The organism is Mucilaginibacter sp. (genome assembly GCF_041660805.1).
Classification (GTDB): domain Bacteria; phylum Bacteroidota; class Bacteroidia; order Sphingobacteriales; family Sphingobacteriaceae; genus Mucilaginibacter.
In genome coordinates, this window is sequence record NZ_JBAZVP010000030.1 from 1 (window position 1) to 19,100 (window position 19,100).

A 19,100-nucleotide genomic window follows, 5' to 3' on the forward strand; every position below is an offset into this window, starting at 1 on the left:
AAAGATATTGCCTACTACCCGTATATCCCCGGACTAAAAAAAGCAGGGCTCACCATTGAGAAGATCCCCGATCTGCAGGACATGAACAATGCACTGGCAAAAATTGGCTGGGGCGCTGTTACAGTTGATGGTTTTATACCACCCGCCGCTTTTATGGAATACCAGGCTTACCGGGTGCTGGTTATTGCAGCGGATATCCGCCAGTTAAAACATATTGAATATACACCCGCACCAGATATTATACATGAATCTGCCGGGCATGCGCCTATTATTGCTGATAAGGATTATCACGAGTACCTGAGTTATTTTGGATCAATAGGGGCTAAAGCAATGTTCAGCGCGCGCGATTTTGAATTGTACGAGGCCATAAGGGCATTGTCGATATTAAAAGAAATGCCCGATGCGGATGAAGCTGAAATAAAAAAAGCCGATGATCTGGTTGCCTGGTATCAGGACAATATGGGCGAACCATCTGAAATGGCCCTGTTAAGCCGCCTGCACTGGTGGACGGTAGAATACGGATTGATAGGTACGCTCGAAGACCCAAAGATCTACGGTGCAGGGCTGCTCTCATCAATTGGTGAAAGCGCCAGCTGCATGCAGGAGCAGGTTAAGAAACTGCCCTATACTATTGACGCGATAAAATACAGTTACGATATCACCAAAACACAGCCGCAGTTATTTGTTACCCCAACTTTTCAAAACCTGATAGATGTGCTGGAGGAATTTGCCAATACTATGTCGTTTCGCCGTGGCGGCGCTTATGGGCTGCAGAAAGGCATCGACAGTAAAAATACCTGTACCGCGGTTTATAGTTCGGGGCTGCAGGTGTCTGGTACGTTTACAGCCTTTACTGCAAATGAGCAAGGCGAACCCGTATTTATCAAAACAACAGGCCCAACCGCTTTAGCCGTTAACAATAAACAATTGAAAGGCCAAGACAAGGATTATCATAAGGATGGTTTCAGCTCCCCGGTAGGGAAACTAAAAGGGCAGGATAAACCGCTGGAAGATCTTTCTGCGGATGAACTGATATTAGCCGCTATTGAAGTTGGTAAAGAAGCTGTGCTGGCATTTGAGATCGGGATAACCGTATCAGGCAAAGTGAAAAATATTCACACGGAAAACAATAAAACACAATTGATCACCTTTACTGATTGTACGGCAAAAGATAAGGACGGCAACATTTTATTCGACCCTGCATGGGGCATATATGATATGGCCGTTGGAGAAAAAATAACCTCTGTTTTTTGCGGCGCGGCCGATAAGGATTCGTTTTTGGAGGTAGTCCATAAGTCAAATACTGGTACCCATCACCCGCAATATGATACTAAAACCATAGAGCTGCATAAATTATATCAGCAGGTAAGGAACCGCCGGCATAACCGGGGCGATTATGGCTTTTTAGGGAATGTTTGGCTGATGCTTCAAAAGTATCACCATGACGATTGGCTGTGCGCGTTAGAAATATTGGAACTGTTGGAACATGAAGAAGCAGAACCGGCATTGGCTGCAGAGATAAAGCAATTTCTTGAGCAAAAAGCAGCGAATGAACCGGAGAACAAAAAACTGATAAATGACGGGTTATATTTGATCAAGCACCCGGTAGAGGAGAAGTTGATTGTTTAGTTTCTAATACTAAATTTGCAACTATTACATTAATAATTCCACCTTTAGGAGGATGGGGGTTTGATCTATGAACATTATTATAACAGGCGCAAGCAGCGGCGTGGGCTTTGAAGCCGTATTAGAACTTGTATTATCTGGTAAGCATAAAGTAATGGCTTTGGCGCGTTCGCAAGACAAGTTGGAACGGTTGCTGGAAATTGCAAAAGGCTTAAACCCCGAATGCGAAATTTTTGCCATAGCATTTGATATTGTACATGATGATTATGCTGGGTTACAGCAATTTATAAACACAAATTTTGATGGGCGGGTTGATGTGCTGGTAAACAACGCCGGTATACTCATAAACAAACCTTTTACCGAACTTTTAGAAACCGACTTTGTAGAAATGCTGCAAAGTAACTACATAGGCCATGTGCGTATAATACAAAGCTTGCTAAAATTTATGCCGGAGGGATCACATATCCTGAATATTGGCAGTATGGGCGCTTTCCAGGGCAGTGCTAAATTTAACGGACTATCGGCCTACTCGGCAAGTAAAGCCGCCCTGCACACACTAACTGAATGCCTGGCGCAGGAGCTGGTTGAGCAGGGTATAAAAGTAAATTGCCTGGCCTTAGGTTCGGCGCAAACAGAAATGCTGGAGCAGGCTTTCCCGGGTTATGAATCGCCGGTAATGGCGTTTGAAATGGGTAAATACATTGCCGATTTCGCGGTAACCGGCCACCGTTTCTTTAATGGCAAAGTGTTGCCTGTAGCGGTGTCAACGCCGTAGATATAGGTGACTAAAGCCAATATAAATTAATATATAAATCTCGCCGGTTTAAGTGTCCATACTTGAACCTTCAAATGACTTGCGGTAGCCAGGGTACTTTATTACAGCTTTTTGTACCATTTTTTGTGTAGCAACCATACAGATTTGGATGATAAATTTGAGTAGTTGGCGATCCCGAGCCAGCATTCAATTATTACAACCATGAAAAAGCTTTACCAGTTACTTCTGTTCAGTCCTTTGTTGTTGACTGTGGCCTGTAAAAAAAATGAACCACAGCCATTAGCGAATGATAACCAATTAGCTTTAGCCTCAACAGCCGACACTAAGCCCCTGCCTTTATCGGTAATTACCATTGCAGGGCAGTACAATACCCAAGGTAATAAGGATGGTACCGGGCTGGAAGCAATGTTTAATTATCCGCACGGTATTGATATTGCCGATGACGGTACCTTGTATGTAGCTGATCTGTTTAACAACTCGGTACGTAAAGTTTCTCCCACAGGCGTAGTTACAACATTAAATTTACCTGCCGCCAAAGACGGGCAGAAATTACTCTATCCTGAACAGGTCTTAATTTCAAATGACGGGACTATTACTACCCTGGCGAATTATGATCTGACACCCGTTCAACAACATAAGTTTTGGATCTTAAAGCCTTCTGGTGAACTAATCACCCCGGCAAGCCAGGTTAATTATTACACATACAGATACTATAGTATAGCAAAAGACCCTTTCAGCAATTACTTGCAAATCTCAGGGGAACGCTTTGTCACCACAGCTGTAAATCACAGGCAGGGATTCATCGAGAGTGCAGAAATTGCAAATGGTATAATAGGTAAACATCCCTATACTCCGCCATTAGATTCATTAAATACGGCGAGTAGGGAATATTCGGCCATAACCCAGATGTTTTGCGGTTATAATGGTGTAAAGTATATAGTTGTTCGTGGCAAGTACATCTATAAACTTACACAAAGCGGTGTGTTTACACGAATCTTCCGTGATATCAATTTTCATGAGATCCGCGATCTTGTTGCCAATAAAGACAGCAGGACGATTTATATGATAGATCAGGGTTCTATCATCAGCATCTCTAATAACAAGTTAACTCACCTTGTTGGCCCGGCCAGTGTATCAACGATATCACATCCTGACGGTGTGGGAGACAAAGCCTATGTTTTTGCTGATTATATGGTGCTATCCAAAGACGAAAACACAATATTTTTTACTGATAACAACACTGTAAGAAAGCTTATTTTAAAGTAAAAGGACATATGCGTTTAAAGATGAACTTTATATTCTCTAATTAAGCCCATTACTTCATTGCCGTTGGCTTCATTCCACCCTCCCTAAACATCCTCAAACTCCTGTGTAGATTGCCTTTTGGTACCCAGCAGGCCAAGGCTCATAATAATGCTGGTGCCCAATATCACTACAAATAAAAGCCCGGTGCCAAGGGCCGGTATTTTTAAATCGGCAGGTATGTTATAAAAAAGCAGCACGCTTATTAATCCGCGGGGAATAATGACCAGCTCGGGCATTAACTCCGTTTTTAATACCAGTTTCAAATACAGGAACCGCACAAGGTATATCAGCAATAATACCAGGCCACCATTAATAATTACCGACCAGTTTTGCAGGTGGTAAACATCCATTGTATAACCAAAGATGATGAAAAAGAAGGTCCGCATTAAAAAAGCGCTTTCTGCCGAGAGCTGAAACAGTTGTTTAATATCATGCCCGAGCGTTGGGTAAATGAAATATTTACGAAACCAGCCCAGCTTTATCTGCCCGGCATTGTTCAGGAACAAGCCAAGCGCCAGCACAATTATCAATGATGATAAATGGTATGACTGGCCTATGCTGTAAACCAATATCAGTATTGAAATTATCAGGAATGATTTAACATGATGGGTTAAACGGCCTATCAGATAAAGCAGCAATAAGCATGAGCAAACTGCAACAAATAATACTAATCCCAGATCTACCCCAAGCTTGGCAAACGAGGATAGGCTGATTTGCTTATTATTGATCATGAAGTTGAACAGGATAACTGTAAGGACATCTGAAAAGGACGATTCATAAATGATAAACTCCTTTTTTTTCTTATCCATACCCGATGCCGAAGGGATGGCAATTGCCGAGCTTACCACACAAAACGGAATGGCATTAACAAAGCACCTGTAAATACTTTCGCCGCTGATGTAGTAAAATGCACCTGTTATTAAAACCGAAGTGATGAGCAAAATAATGAGCGCGGATAGGAATGATCTTTTAATAACCTCATTTTTACTTTTTGTATACTTAAGTTCCAGCGCTCCCTCAAATACTATTAATATTAAACCCAGGGTACCCAATGCAGGCAATATAGTGGCAAAATTGAATTTTAGCAGGCCAAAATAATCTACCATGAACTTTATGCCAATACCCAGAAAAAGGAGCAGGATAACAGATGGGACTTTTGTTTTACCGGCTATCAAATCAAACAGATAAGAAAAAATAACCAGTCCGCTGAGAATAATTAATGTGGTGTATGTAGTCAAATAAGGTTAGTTTAAAGGGTAATTAAATCAGCCTTAATTAAACAAAGCTATTCATTAGGTTAGTAACGTTAAAGCTCCATTCGCGTTCGCTGCAATCAAAGCCTGCCATGCGCAACAGGTAGTATAACGTAACTTTGTGTGTTTTTCATGCCGCAACATAACAAATGCAAGTTTAAAAAGTTCAATAAGGACATTTATTAGAATATTGTCAAAGGGTTTTTTACAAAACCATGAGATAGCAACAATTGTATCTTACCATATTTGTACAAAAAGAATAACATGCCTGATCTGTTTTCACCTCTCAAAATTAAAAGCGTTGAATTAAAGAACCGCATAGTGGTTTCGCCCATGTGCGAATATTCAAGTATTGACGGGTTTGCCAATAACTGGCACCTGGTGCATTTAGGGAGCCGGGCGGTTGGCGGCGCGGCGCTTATTATTACCGAAGCCACAGCCGTATCTCCCGAAGGCCGCATAACATTTGCCGATTTAGGGATCTGGAAGAATGAGCATATAGCCAAGTTAAAAGAGATAACCAATTTTATTGAAGAGCAGGGTGCTGTTGCGGGCGTGCAACTGGCGCATGCCGGCCGAAAAGCAAGCCATAGTGAGCCCTGGAATGGCGGTAAACAATTATTGCCGACAGAAGAGAATGGCTGGGAAGCCGTATCTGCAAGCGCCGTACCTTTTAGCAGCAGTGAAATTGCACCGCTTGAACTGGATAAAGCCGGTATAGATAAAGTTATTGCCGATTTTAAGGCAGCAACCGAACGTGCTTTAGCCGCAGGCTTTAAAGTGATTGAGCTGCATGGTGCGCATGGTTATTTAATTAACCAGTTTTTGTCGCCTTTAAGTAACCAGCGTACGGATGGGTATGGCGGCACATTTGAGAACCGGATAAGATTGCTCCTTGAAATAATTGCCGCTGTAACCCAGGTTTGGCCAGAAGAATATCCGCTGTTTGTACGCATATCTGCCACAGAGTGGGCCGAAGGCGGCTGGACGATCGATGATTCTGTCGCGTTAGCAAAAATATTGAAAGATAAAGGTGTTGACCTCATTGATTGTTCATCGGGCGGCAATGTGGCAGGCGCACAGATCCCGCTAAAACCCGGTTACCAGGTTGAATTTGCCGGGGCTGTTAAAAAACAGGCGGGTATATTAACCGGCGCGGTAGGTTTAATTACCGATGCTGAACAGGCTAATGAGATCATACAAAGCGGCCAGGCCGATGTGGTTTTGCTGGCGCGTGAATTACTGCGCGATCCGCATTTTCCGTTGCGTGCGGCGCATAAGCTGGGCCAGGGAATTAATTGGCCGGTTCAATATGGCCGTGCACAATGGTAACTTTTAATTATTTTTAATATTAAACAGAACGCAGTAAATTAGCAAAAACAACATAACCTATAAACACTATGAAACGTACAGCAAACGCACATTGGAATGGAACCTTGCAAGAAGGCAAAGGTGAAATAACTACACAGAGTACTATTCTTAATAAAACACAATATTCTTTTAAAACCCGCTTTGCCGATGGCGTTGGCACCAACCCCGAAGAATTGATAGCTGCCGCACACGCGGGCTGCTTTACAATGGCTGTTGGCGCTGCTTTATCACAGGCAGGTATAACCCCCGGCGATTTAACAACTGATGCCATCCTTGATCTGGATATGCAGGCTTTAGAAATAAAAGGTATTCATTTAGAGCTTAAAGCCAGCCTGATTGATGGTGTTGACGAAGCTAAGTTTAAAGAAGTTGCCGAAGGTGCTAAAGCAGGTTGCATAGTATCAAAAGCACTTAGCGTGCCTATTACGTTAAATGTAACTTACGCATAAGATATTTTTAATGTTTGTTAAAAGATAGCGGTAGTGCAAACTATCGCTATCTTTATTTTGCAGCAATATGTAAATCTATTCCCCATGTTTGATACATCCCGGTCCCGCATTTCGCTTACCTTATCATTCGCGCTGGTTATTATTGGTTTTTTGATATTCCTGTTTTTTTATATCAAGCATGAATTTAATACCACCCGTACCGAGGTTACCGAAGATGTTATGGTATCGCGCATTGTATCAATGGGTAAACTGGAGCTGGTAAAATACGCGATGAAAGATGTGGTAGAGAAAAAAGAGCTGCACCTGATAATGCCCGATTCGCGGGTGCTATTTGTAGCGGTTGGCGAGGTAACTGCCTGCATTGATCTTACAAAGGTTAAAAAAAATGACATCAGCCAAAGTAAGGATAGTATTATAGTTACGCTGCCCCGGCCGGAGATCTGTTATGTAAAGCTCGACCATCAAAAATCAAAGGTGTATGATGTATCTGGTGTGTGGTTTTCTGACAAAACAAAAACCATGGTGGAAGATGTGTACAAGCTTGCCGAAAAGAAGATGCTGGCCGGTGCTGCCGAAATGAAAATACTGGATAAAGCCCGTGAAAACGCCTCGCTGATATTCAAGCCCTTCCTTGAAAATGTATCAGCCAAAAAAATTGTGCTGAATTTTAAATAATTCCTGTTTGTTTTATATTCTTTAAAATTTTAAGCGATATATTTATAGGTGACAATTAACCATAAATATGACCTCAAAACTTATTAAACAATTAATGTTAAGTGCAGCAGGAGCTTTAGGCTCCCTTAGTGCACTTGCCCAGCAACCCAGGCTACCTGAAGGGTATTTCTGGAAGAAACTTCCAAACGGATTGGAAGTTGTTGTAATTGAAAACTCAAAAGTCCCGCTGGCCACTATAGAAATAGCCGTAAAGAACGGTGCTTATACCGAAGGGCCGGAATACAGCGGTTTATCTCACCTGTTTGAGCATATGTTCTTTAAGGCGAATAAGGACTATCCTAACCAGGAAAAATTCCTGAAACGTACGCAGGAATTGGGCGCTATCTGGAACGGTACCACCAATGTAGAACGTGTAAACTACTATTTTACTTTTGACAGGGACAGCCTTGGCCAGGGTTTAAAGTTTATGAATGCGGCCATCCGGTATCCTATTTATCGCGAGGAGGATATGCAGAAAGAACGCCCGGTTGTTGACGGCGAGTTTCAGCGTGCAGAGAGTGACCCTGGTTTCCAACTGTACTTTGAGGTGCAGAAGAAGCTTTGGGGCGATCTAATCACCCGTAAAAACCCTATAGGGATCCATGAAGTGATCAATACCGCCACGCCTGAAAAGATGATGGTGATTAAAGGCAAATATTACATCCCTAACAACAGTTTGCTAACTATAGTAGGCGATGTTAAGCATGAAGACGCCTTTAAAAAAGCCGAAGATATTTTTGGCAGCTGGGAAGGCACCGGCGAAGACCCGATAAAAAAATACCCTATCCCGCCGTTTAAGCCGCTTACCAAAAGCGAATATTTTGTAAAAGAAATGTCTATAGCGCAAACCCCAAGCATGGAGTTTGCATGGCAGGGGCCGGCATATTTAACAGATTCTGCCGCAACCGTTGCAGCAGATGTATTTTCTACAATTGTTGGGTTAAACTCATCTAAATTGCAGCAAGCCCTGGTTGATAAAGGTTTGGCAAGCGGGGTTTACGTTAGTTACCAAACCAGTAAATACACCGGGCCTATTGATATCAGCATAACACCAAACCCTAACAAATTAAAGGAGTGTTATGACGAATTTATGCACCAGGTAAGTATGTTTGATAACCCCGACTATTATACGGATGAGCAGCTTACCGATGCCAAGGCAATTTTATTACGTGCCAGCGTGCGTCAAAAAGAAAAACCATCAAGCCTGGCCAGTCAGCTTAGTTTTTGGTGGTGCAGTACATCGCTTAATTATGGTACCGATATAGATAAAAACTACCAGAAAGTTACCCGTGCAGATATCAAAAAATACCTTGATACCTATATTACCGGCAAACCGATGGTGGCAGGAATAATTATCAGCCCGGATGCTAATAAAACAGCAAAAGCAGGTTCATATTTTGTATCTAAATAAAAAACATCAGATGAAAAAATATATATATGTTTTACTGATAGCTGCCGCAGCCGGCAGCTTTACCCCCGCCTTTGCACAAAAGCCAGCCTATGATATGATGGTTGATGGCGTAAAAGTAATTGTGCAGCCCAGCGGTAACGATATAGTAGTGATACAAACCGTTATAAAAGGCGGTGTACAAAACTATCCGGCGGCAAAGGCCGGTATCGAATCAATGGCTATGAGTGCACTTACCGAATGCGGTACCTTAAAGCACGATAAAAACAGCTTTAAAAACGCGCTCGAAAAAATAAGCGCGAGCGTGTATGGTTACACCAATAAAAATTACGCTACCATAACGCTAAATTGTATAAAAAGCGATTTTGACACTGCCTGGCCTTTATATGCAGAGGCGATAACAACGCCCGCGTTTGACCCAAAAGAATTTGCCCGTATTAAGCAGGATGCCATTACCCAGCTAAAATCAGAAGAAGGGCAACCGGATGTTGCTATTGATAAATTTGCCAACAAAGTTGCCTTTGCAGGCCGAAGCTATGCTACAGACCCATCGGGCACAGTAGCCAGCCTTACAGCGCTTACACCGGCGGGTACCAAGGCTTATTACCAGTCAATACTAACCAAATCACGTTTAACAATAGTGGTGGTTGCCGATATGGAACGCGCTGATATTGAAGCTAAAGTAAAAGCAATGCTTGCCGGAGTGAAACAAGGTGCGCCATTTGAGTTGAAAAAGGATTTCTTCAGGGTTTATAAGAATGCTTTCTCATCAGAGAGCCGCGAGCTGGCAACCAATTATGTAGAGGGTGTTACCAGTGGCCCATCGCCGGGCACGCCAGATTTTGATGCCTTTAACGTAGCCATGCGCATATTTGCTGATAAGCACTTCCTTGATATCCGTACAAATAACGGCTTGTCTTATGCGCCATCGGCATGGTTTAGCAGTGGTTCTACCAGCGTTGCACGTTTCTCGGTTTCAACAACTCAGCCGGATAAGTATATAGCTGTATTTGATAAACTGGTTGATAAGATCAAAACACAAGGTTTTGCTGCAGATGAAGTAGCGAATATGAAAGTTACTTACCTAACCAGTTTTTATTACAAGAATGAAACGAATAACGCACAGGCATCGTCAATAGCATCTAACGAGGCGCTGCACAATAACTGGAAGCGTTCCTTAACATTAGTAAGCGATGTTAAGAAATTAACTCCTGAGCAAGTGAGCGATGCTTTCCGTAAATATATTGGCAACATTGTTTGGGTTTACCAGGGCGATACCAAAAAGGTTAACCCGCTATTATATACCAACGGAACGCTAAACAAAGGAGAGAACCCCGTAAACCACTAAGTAGGATAAAAGACAAAAGGATATAAGAAATCCAATATATTGAAAAAGAGGCTGTATCATAAATCACGATCAGCCTCTTTTTGTTATTATAAGCTCGGTGGTATGTCAGGAGCCATACTAAGGCAACTCAAATGAAAACCGGCAGTTGGTATTCGGTTTCGTATAGGAACACATTGCATTCCATCCCCGCATTCGTCCCCTTTTGTTTTTAACATACATTCAACATCATCATCTGGGTCCACAAGGCCCCCCATAACGCTTTTCATTTCCGCCCTGGTTAATTGATTGAGTTTCTTCATAAAATAAAAGTTAATAGGTTAAGTATTACTTACAGGTTTATCGTAAGTGTTAAACTAATTTAAGAGGAATATTTGGAATTAAGATAATTATTTGAAAATGAACAAAATAGTTACTTATGGTTATTATATCCAGATGCTGATAGCTATGGGGTTATTGTTACAACAATGTTTGTAACCTACAAAATAGGCCTACGCGGATTACAGATATTTTCGTCTAAAAAGTTCTTCGTTCCCCAAATTACCTTTCCTGCTTGGGTAATACCGCTTTTCGTTGGTTACGGTTCCGCCACATTTCGCCCATGTGGCGGGTAGGTATATTATCGCCCAGCAGCTTGCCCCAGGGTTTAAGGTCATCAATGCGGTCGAAAATTATCTTTAGCACAGCCACGAAAGGGATAGATAAGAACATGCCTGATATGCCCCAAAGCTGGTTACCCAGCAACACCGCAATGATAGACATGAGCGCGTTTATCTGCACTTTTGATGATACTATGCGTGGCACCAAAATGTTGTTATCAATAAACTGAATTACGATATAAGCCAGTATAACCCCAAGTTGGGTAGAATAGCCATCTTTGGTAACGGTAGCCATTAAAACCGGCAGCGATATGGCTATTATGCCGCCTAAATAAGGTATCAGGTTAAGTATGGCGCCTATACAGCCTAATAAAACGGCATATTTTACCCCCAATAATAATAAAGCCGTCGAATTCATAGTGGCTACAATAACCATCTCTATCAACAGGCCCACAATATAGCTTTGTATAGCGCTTTTAGTTTCGCTTAAAACATCGCCTACTTTTTTTGAATTTTCTTCGGCAAAAACCTCATATAAAAAATTTATAATAAGTGTTTTGTATAGCAGTAGCAAAAAAATATAAACCGGCAGCAAAAATATAATGCCTAAAGTACCCAATACACCGCCAAGTGTACGGCCAACTATTGCCTGGCTGTTATTTAACGCGTCTTTTATTACCTGGTCCTGCTTGGTAGTGTCCATACCAAACGTGCTTTCTATCCAGTTCTTTAAGTCAACGGTAATGTCTGCAAACTTCTGTTTCAGCATGGGCAATGAATCGCCAAACTGGATTATCTGGGTAGATAAGAAATAAAATATGGTGGCAACAGTAATTAGCATTACCAGCATGGCAATAGCGATAGAAAGCACTCTGGGTACTCTCCATTTTTGTAAAAGATTGCAAAGCGGATTAAGCAAAATAGCTAAGAATGCTGCAAAGGCTAACGGAACCAGTATATCTGCAAGTTGAATAAGCACATACACCAATAAAATAAGGCCGAACAGCACGGCCGTACTTTGTATATAAAAAGGCTGATCTTTAATTTTAATAGACATGTACTTGTGTTTTCATATAAACACAAAAGGAGTTTGCGGGAAAATTGTTTTGTACAAAAAAGGCGCCATTGTAATGACGTGTGGAAATAAATACGTCTTTGCGAGTTTGCGAGCGATAGCGAAGCAATCCCCTACATGCCAGTCGTCTACTTTTCTATTGGGGATTGCTTCGTACCTCGCAATGACGCGTAAGTATTTTAAGCCCATGCAGGGCTGGTGAGGCTATAACAAATTCTTCCAGCTAACCAGGCCGCCAATTATTTTCTCCAGGTCATCGGCAGCTACACGTTCCTGCGCCATGCTGTCGCGGTGGCGGATGGTTACGGTATTGTCTTCTAAGGTCTGGTGATCTACCGTGATACAAAAAGGTGTACCAATAGCATCCTGGCGGCGGTAACGTTTACCTATGGCATCTTTTTCCTCGTATTGCAGGTTAAAATCAAGCTTAAGCTTGTCCATTATCTCACGCGCCTTTTCGGGCAGGCCATCTTTTTTGGTCAGCGGGAATATGGCTGCTTTAACCGGTGCAAGGCAAGGATGCAGGCGCAACACAGTACGGCTATCCTGTTTTTCTTCGGTGCTCAGATCTTCTTCTTCGTAAGCGTTTATTAGCGTAAGCAGGAACATCCTGTCTAAACCAATTGAAGTTTCAATAACGTAAGGGATGTAGTTACCATAAGGTTTGCCGGTTTCCGGGTCAACCTCCGGATCAAAGTACTGCATCTTTTTACGCGAGAATTTCTCATGCTGACTCAAATCAAAATCGGTACGGCTGTGGATGCCTTCCACCTCTTTAAAGCCAAACGGGAAATTAAACTCAATATCAAAAGCGGCATCAGCATAGTGGGCCAGTTTGGTATGTTCGTGGTAGCGATATTTAGCCGCATCTATACCTAAAGCCAGGTGCCATTTCAGGCGGGTAGTTTTCCATTTTTCAAACCACTCTTTTTGTGTGCCGGGGCGTACAAAGTATTGCATTTCCATCTGCTCAAATTCGCGCATGCGGATAATGAACTGGCGGGCAATTACCTCATTACGGAAAGCCTTACCAATTTGCGCAATGCCAAACGGGATTTTCATCCTGCCAGATTTTTGCACATTAAGGTAATTTACAAAGATCCCCTGAGCAGTCTCCGGGCGAAGGTAAACCACATCGGCATCATCAGCTATGGCGCCCATTTGGGTACTAAACATCAGGTTAAACTGGCGTACTTCGGTCCAGTCTGGGTCTTCTTTAGATAGGGGATCTTTTATTTTATATTTAATAATTAATTCTCTTAAACCTACAAGATTATCCTCATTTAATAGTTGATTTACTTCGTCCATTAACTGACGCCCTAATCGGTAATCCTCGTACTGATTTAGGAAATCTTGAAAAGCTTGTTCTTTAGCTAAACTAATTGGCTCAAGTACCTCGCCGTCTTCATAATTTGTAGCAATCCCTTTTGTTTTGGCATCCTCTATGGCTTTTGACATAAGTTCGGCGACTTTGTCTTCAAGGAGTTGGTCAGCACGGTATCGTTTCTGAGTTTTCTTGTTATCAATCATCGGGTCGCTGAAGCCGTCAACGTGGCCGCTTGCTTTCCAGATGGTTGGGTGCATAAATATGGCCGAATCAATACCAACAATGTTTTCATGCATCTGCACCATTGATTTCCACCAGTAGGTTTTTAAGTTATTCTTTAACTCCGAACCATTTTGGCCGTAATCATAAACAGCGCTCAAGCCATCATATATCTCGCTTGATGGAAAAACAAAGCCATATTCTTTGCAATGTGATATTACATTTTTAAAAAGTTCGTCGGTTGATTTGCTCATAATGAGGGCAAAGATAGTTTTTAGAGGCGAAAGGTTAAAGGCGAAAGGTAAAAGGGTTTGAAGCTTGTTTAATATTTAACCACAGAGTGCACAAAGATTTCCACAAAGAGCACCAAGATATTCTTTGTGGTCTTTGTGTTTTTTACTCTGTGTTCTCTGTGGTTAAATCTATTCTATATTTCTTTTTCTCAAATCTCACATCTAAAATCTATTTTTACCGCATGAGTATCCGGGTAGAGGTATTAACAAAGGTATACGGCGAGCAAATTGCTGTTGATGGAATTAGTTTTAATGCCGAACCGGGTGTGCTGGGCTTTTTGGGCCCAAACGGTGCGGGGAAAAGTACAACCATGAAAATGCTTACCTGCTTTATCCCCCAAACGGATGGCAAGGCTTCTGTTTGTGGGTTTGATATCAGCAAGCAACCGCTGGAGGTTAAACGCAATATTGGCTACCTGCCAGAAAATAACCCGTTGTATACAGATATGTATGTGAAGGAAGCCCTTGCTTTTGTAGCAGGCATCCACAAAATGCACCAGCCCGAAAAACGGATAGCAGAAGTTATTGAACAAACCGGCTTAGGGCCCGAGCAGCATAAACGCATTGGTCAGCTCTCAAAAGGATATCGCCAAAGGGTAGGGCTGGCGCAGGCCATACTGCATAACCCGCAGGTGCTGATATTGGATGAACCTACCTCCGGGTTAGATCCTAACCAGCTGATAGGCATCAGGCAATTGATACTTGATTTGGGTAAAACAAAAACCATTGTATTATCAACCCACATTATGCAGGAGGTTGAAGCCGTTTGTGACAGGGTGATCATCATTAATAAAGGAAGAATTGCTGCGGATGATACACTGCATGGCCTTCGGGGTAAAAACGCAAAGAAAACACTTGAAAATATTTTTATTGAGCTAACTAACGGGTAATATCTTTATGCATTAAGCACAATTATTTTGGTGCATTATGTTGTATTTTCGACCCCCGTATCTATAATACCATACTATATAAAAATGAAAAAACTGCTGCCCTTATTGTTAGTTATATTCGCAATAAACGCATCCGCCCAAACTGCACCTACAAAAACATTTAGTGCGGGACTTGAGCTGGGTGCACCAACCAATAGCATTTATAATATTGGTTTTGGTGGATCGGGCAAGATAGAAATACCTATTGTTACACCACTTACTTTGAGCGTTACAGCAGGTTATACCAGCTTTTATTATAAAAATTCATTAGTGGGCAGCAATACATCGCAACCGGCGGCAGGTTTTGTACCGTTAAAGGCAGGTGCCAAGTTTTATTTTGGCCCTGGGATATATCTTGAAGCCGAAGGTGGTACTGTTATTGAAACCAATTACAGTAAAGACCAGTTATTTGCCTATGCCGTTGGCCCGGGCTTTATAATACCAACCGGTAAACATACAGGCGTTGATCTGGGTTTCAGGTACGAGAACTGGGGCGGAGGGCGCTTACGCCAAACAGGTATAAGAGTGGCATACCGGATCGGATGGTAGGCTTAGTCAAAAAGCCGCGCGTCATTGCGAGGTACGAAGCAATCCCCGATAGAATAGTAGGCGACATGCATGTAGGGAATTGCTTTGTGCCTCGCAATGAAAAATTTAATTATTGGGTCATGCTGAGCTTGTCGAAGCATTGCGGGGTGGGCCTTTGCGCACGTCCTTCGACAAGCTCAGGATGACCCCGACATATGTCATTTATCCTTCAGAGGTTAAACGGATTTTAAAACTCGCAAAGACAATGATTAAATAATTAAGAAATTAGAATGTACCCTATCTTAAAAAAAGAAATTACAACTTACCTCAGCTCATTGGTGGCATATGTTACCATTAGCGTTTTCTTGCTTGTTTTAGGGTTGTTTTTATGGGTATTCCCTGATACCAGCATACTGGCCTATGGCTATGCCGGGCTTGACAGCCTGTTTAGTACCGCGCCATATCTGTTCATGTTTCTGATACCGGCTATTACCATGCGCTCACTGGCAGAGGAGCGCCGCGAAGGTACATTCGAGATCTTACTTACACGCCCGTTAACTAATTTGCAAATAGTTTTGGGCAAATACTTTGCCGGTGTGGTCATTGTACTTTTCGCGCTGGTGCCTACACTGGTTTACTATTTTTCTGTTTATACATTAGGCACACCGCAGGGGAATATTGATACCGGGGCTGTTATAGGCTCATACATTGGTTTGTTTTTATTGGGAGCGGCATTTACGGCGATAGGTTTATTTGCATCGTCGGTTAGCAAAAACCAGGTTATCTCTTTTACTATAGCGGTATTCCTGTGTTTCTTTTTTTATAGCGGGTTCGATTCTCTGAACACCATTTTATCGCTCCAAAACATGGGCCTGTCCGGCTTGGGCATTACGGAGCATTACCAATCGGTAAGCCGGGGCGTGCTAGATACCCGCGACCTGGTATATTTTATAGTGCTGTCAATGTTATTCATCTGGCTTACCTTATTTGTGATCCAAAGTCAGCTGAAAAAGAAATTCAACAAAGCTTTTCTGAGCCTATTGGGATTAATGTTTGTATTGATATTGCTATCGGTTAACTTTTTTACCCGGTTTGATTTTACTAAGGAAAAACGCTTTACCATATCGCCCATCAGCCGTAAAATGGTTGATAGCTTACAGCAAACCATTAACGTTACCGTTTATTTACAAGGCGATAATTTCCCCGGTGGGATGAAAAGGCTGCAAACATCAGTAAAAGATATGCTGATAGATCTGCAGGCTTATAGCCACAATAAGCTGCAGTATACTTTTATAGATCCACTTAAAGGCTTATCAGAAGAGCAGCAAAAACAGGCATTTGAAGAGCTGGATGCAAAAGGTATCCAGGCGCAAAACCTAAGTGTTAAAACTGACGATGGCATTTCGCAAAAAGTGATCTTCCCGTTCGCGCTGGTGAGTTATGGCGAAAAAAGTATCCCCGTAAAGTTGCTGGAGTCGCAAAGCAGCGTGAATGTTACGCCTGATGAGGTGCTGAACAACTCTATCCAAAACCTGGAGTATGCTTTTACATCAGCCATAAAAAAAATAACAAGCGGGGGCAAGCAGCGCGTTGGCTTTACTGAAGGGCATGGCGAACTAAGCGACCTGCAACTGAATGATGCCATGCGTTCCCTGTCTGACGGGTTTTTGGTGGGGCGGATTGATTTAAAGACCATTGCTTTTGATAGTTTAAGAAAAGTAAGCCTGTTGGTAATACCCAAACCCGACAAGCCCTTTACTGAGCTTGAAAAGTTTAAGGTAGACCAATACATTATGCGGGGCGGCCGCGTACTTTGGGCCATTGACCAGGTAACCGCCGAACTGGACAGCATGCATAACCACGGCAACGAACAGTTGGCTTTTAACAAGCAACTCAACCTTGACGACCAGCTATTTGGTTACGGTGTGCGGATCAATTATGACCTGATTGCTGATATTAACGCCATGCAGATCCCCGTTACAACCGGCGATGTTGGCGGCCAGCCGCAGATCCAAATGCTGCCCTGGCTGTTTTATCCTATCTATGTGCCATTGTCCAGGCATCCAATAGTAAAAAACCTTGATGGTATAAGCAGCCAGTTTGCCAGTACCATTGATGTACTTGATGTTAAAAACGTGCAAAAGACGGTGCTTTTAACATCATCGCCATTCAATAAAAAAATAAGTACGCCGCATATGCTTTCGTTACAGGCGTTGGAGCAGGAACCAAACCCAAAGGAATTTCAAAGCCAACCAAAAACTACGGCTGTTTTATTGGAAGGCAAGTTCGTGTCTGATTTCAGGAACCGGCCCGTGCCTGATGGCTTGAATGAGCAGGTTGCCATTATGCCCGAAAGCAAGCCCACAAAAATGATCGTACTAAGCGATGGCGATATGTTAAAGAACCAGATAAGTTCTGATGGTTCGCCGTTCCCATTGGGGTATGACCATTACACCCAGCAAAGTTATGCCAATAAAAACCTGCTGCTCAACATTACAGATTATATGACCGATGATTCGGGACTGATCTCCCTGCGGTCGAAAGAAATAAAAATTCGCCTGCTGAGCCGTGCCCGTATCCGCAATGAGAAACTATTTTGGCAATTAATTAACAATATTGTGCCTATAGGAGCAGTGTTAATATTCGCTATTTTTCAACATTATATGCGCAAGCGAAAGTATGCTCATTAAATTTTATACTTTTGGTAGAATAAACGTTAAACACACATGAGATTTATAGTTTCCACATCAACATTACTTAAGCAATTGCAGTCTGTAAGCGGCGCGTTAAGCAATAGCACAGTATTGCCTATACTGGAAAACTTTTTGTTCGAGATAAAAGACGGAAACCTAACCATTTCTGCCACCGACCTGCAAACCAGCATGACCACCTCTTTACCTGTTGAAGCTAAAGAAAATGGCCGTATAGCAATACCTTCACGTATTTTATTGGATACCTTAAAATCATTACCGGAGCAGCCCGTTGCTTTTTCTGTTGATGATAAAACCTTTGCCATTGAAATAAGCGCCGGCGACGGTAAATACAAGCTTAGCGGCGAGAACGGTGAAGATTTCCCGAAGATACCTGTTGTTGAAAACGCATCGTCAGTTAATTTGCCCGCTTCAGTATTGGGCGAAGCAATAAACAAAACCATATTCGCGGTTAGTAATGATGAGCTGCGCCCTGCCATGACGGGTGTTTACTGCCAGCTAAGCAGCCAGCATTTAACATTTGTAGCTACCGATGCCCACAAGCTGGTACGCTACCGCCGTAAAGATGCCAAGGCCGATAGCACAACATCATTCATTTTGCCTAAAAAGGCTTTAACGTTATTAAAATCTGCTTTACCGGCAGACGATGTGAATGTATCTGTTGAGTATAACAGCACCAGCGCATTCTTTAAATTTGGCAACATTAACTTAGTGTGCCGTTTAATTGATGAGCGTTATCCTGATTATGAAGCGGTTATCCCTAAAGAGAACCCTAATAAATTAGCAATAGACCGCCTGGCGTTCTTAGGTTCATTGAGCCGTGTTGCTATATATGCAAATAAAACCACCCACCAGGTAAGGTTAAAAATAAGTGGCAGCGAATTGAACATATCATCAGAAGATATTGATTTTGCAAATGAGGCCCACGAGCGTTTAAGCTGCCAGTACGAAGGCGAAGACCTGGAAATAGGTTTTAACGCCCGCTTCCTGATAGAAATGCTGAAGAATTTAAGCTGTGAAGAAGTATCATTAGAGATGTCGACACCTAACCGTGCAGGCCTGTTGCTACCACAAGGCGGCGACGAGAACGAAGATGTGCTGATGCTGGTTATGCCGGTAATGCTTAACAGCTATGCATAATTAAAGAGAATAGTGATTGGAGATTGGTGAGTA

General features: G+C 42.4%; 15 protein-coding genes. 12 read left to right on the top strand and 3 right to left on the bottom strand.

Annotated features, from left to right (window positions below):
- The 3 genes from WC743_RS23420 to WC743_RS23430 all read left to right on the top strand — a co-directional run.
- Positions 1-1,629, top strand: a 1,629-nt coding sequence (locus tag WC743_RS23420; protein ID WP_373015986.1) for an aromatic amino acid hydroxylase, incomplete at its 5' end; no start/stop codon positions are given.
- A gap of 67 nt (positions 1,630-1,696) precedes the next feature.
- Entirely contained in the window at positions 1,697-2,401 is a 705-nt protein-coding gene (locus WC743_RS23425; protein ID WP_373015987.1) for an SDR family NAD(P)-dependent oxidoreductase, read from the top strand.
- 201 nt (positions 2,402-2,602) lie between these two features.
- On the top strand, positions 2,603-3,667 hold the full coding sequence (locus WC743_RS23430) for a hypothetical protein (RefSeq protein WP_373015988.1): 1,065 nt from the start codon (positions 2,603-2,605) through the stop codon (positions 3,665-3,667).
- 83 nt (positions 3,668-3,750) lie between these two features.
- Here the strand turns inward: WC743_RS23430 and WC743_RS23435 are convergent, their stop codons facing one another.
- Positions 3,751-4,944 carry a sodium:proton antiporter gene (locus WC743_RS23435; protein ID WP_373015989.1) on the bottom strand — a complete coding sequence of 398 codons (1,194 nt, stop codon included), beginning with the start codon at positions 4,942-4,944 and terminating at the stop codon, positions 3,751-3,753.
- Between the two features lie 279 nt (positions 4,945-5,223).
- On the opposite strand from WC743_RS23435, the gene WC743_RS23440 reads away from it, so the two are divergent.
- From WC743_RS23440 to WC743_RS23460, 5 genes are all read left to right on the top strand, one after another.
- A complete protein-coding gene (locus WC743_RS23440) occupies positions 5,224-6,291 on the top strand; it encodes an NADH:flavin oxidoreductase/NADH oxidase (RefSeq protein WP_373015990.1) in 1,068 nt (355 codons plus the stop codon).
- A 68-nt stretch (positions 6,292-6,359) separates the two neighbouring features.
- A complete protein-coding gene (locus WC743_RS23445) occupies positions 6,360-6,779 on the top strand; it encodes an OsmC family protein (RefSeq protein ID WP_373015991.1) in 420 nt (139 codons plus the stop codon).
- Between the two features lie 84 nt (positions 6,780-6,863).
- On the top strand, positions 6,864-7,454 hold the full coding sequence (locus WC743_RS23450; RefSeq protein ID WP_373015992.1) for a DUF4230 domain-containing protein: 591 nt from the start codon (positions 6,864-6,866) through the stop codon (positions 7,452-7,454).
- Positions 7,455-7,521: 67 nt separating this feature from the next.
- The gene (locus tag WC743_RS23455) at positions 7,522-8,904 is read left to right on the top strand and encodes a M16 family metallopeptidase (protein ID WP_373015993.1); all 1,383 of its coding nucleotides are present in this window, start codon (positions 7,522-7,524) and stop codon (positions 8,902-8,904) included.
- A gap of 10 nt (positions 8,905-8,914) precedes the next feature.
- A complete protein-coding gene (locus tag WC743_RS23460) occupies positions 8,915-10,249 on the top strand; it encodes a M16 family metallopeptidase (protein ID WP_373015994.1) in 1,335 nt (444 codons plus the stop codon).
- A 537-nt stretch (positions 10,250-10,786) separates the two neighbouring features.
- Here WC743_RS23460 and WC743_RS23465 read toward each other — a convergent pair.
- Complete coding sequence (locus WC743_RS23465) at positions 10,787-11,902, bottom strand: AI-2E family transporter (protein ID WP_373015995.1); 1,116 nt, start codon at positions 11,900-11,902, stop codon at positions 10,787-10,789.
- A gap of 222 nt (positions 11,903-12,124) precedes the next feature.
- Positions 12,125-13,720, bottom strand: coding sequence for a glycine--tRNA ligase (locus WC743_RS23470; RefSeq protein ID WP_373015996.1), 1,596 nt, complete (start codon positions 13,718-13,720; stop codon positions 12,125-12,127).
- Positions 13,721-13,941: 221 nt separating this feature from the next.
- Between WC743_RS23470 and WC743_RS23475 the strand changes: the two genes are divergently transcribed.
- The 4 genes from WC743_RS23475 to dnaN all read left to right on the top strand — a co-directional run bounded on the left by WC743_RS23475 (position 13,942) and on the right by dnaN (position 19,067).
- A complete protein-coding gene (locus tag WC743_RS23475; protein ID WP_373015997.1) occupies positions 13,942-14,649 on the top strand; it encodes an ATP-binding cassette domain-containing protein in 708 nt (235 codons plus the stop codon).
- An 84-nt stretch (positions 14,650-14,733) separates the two neighbouring features.
- Positions 14,734-15,237: a hypothetical protein gene (locus WC743_RS23480; RefSeq protein WP_373015998.1), complete on the top strand. Its 504-nt coding sequence runs from the start codon at positions 14,734-14,736 to the stop codon at positions 15,235-15,237.
- Between the two features lie 269 nt (positions 15,238-15,506).
- On the top strand, positions 15,507-17,906 hold the full coding sequence (gene gldG, locus WC743_RS23485) for a gliding motility-associated ABC transporter substrate-binding protein GldG (protein ID WP_373015999.1): 2,400 nt from the start codon (positions 15,507-15,509) through the stop codon (positions 17,904-17,906).
- A 36-nt stretch (positions 17,907-17,942) separates the two neighbouring features.
- Positions 17,943-19,067, top strand: a complete 1,125-nt coding sequence (dnaN, locus tag WC743_RS23490) for a DNA polymerase III subunit beta (protein WP_373016000.1) — start codon at positions 17,943-17,945, stop codon at positions 19,065-19,067.
- The last annotated feature ends 33 nt before the right edge of the window (positions 19,068-19,100 follow it).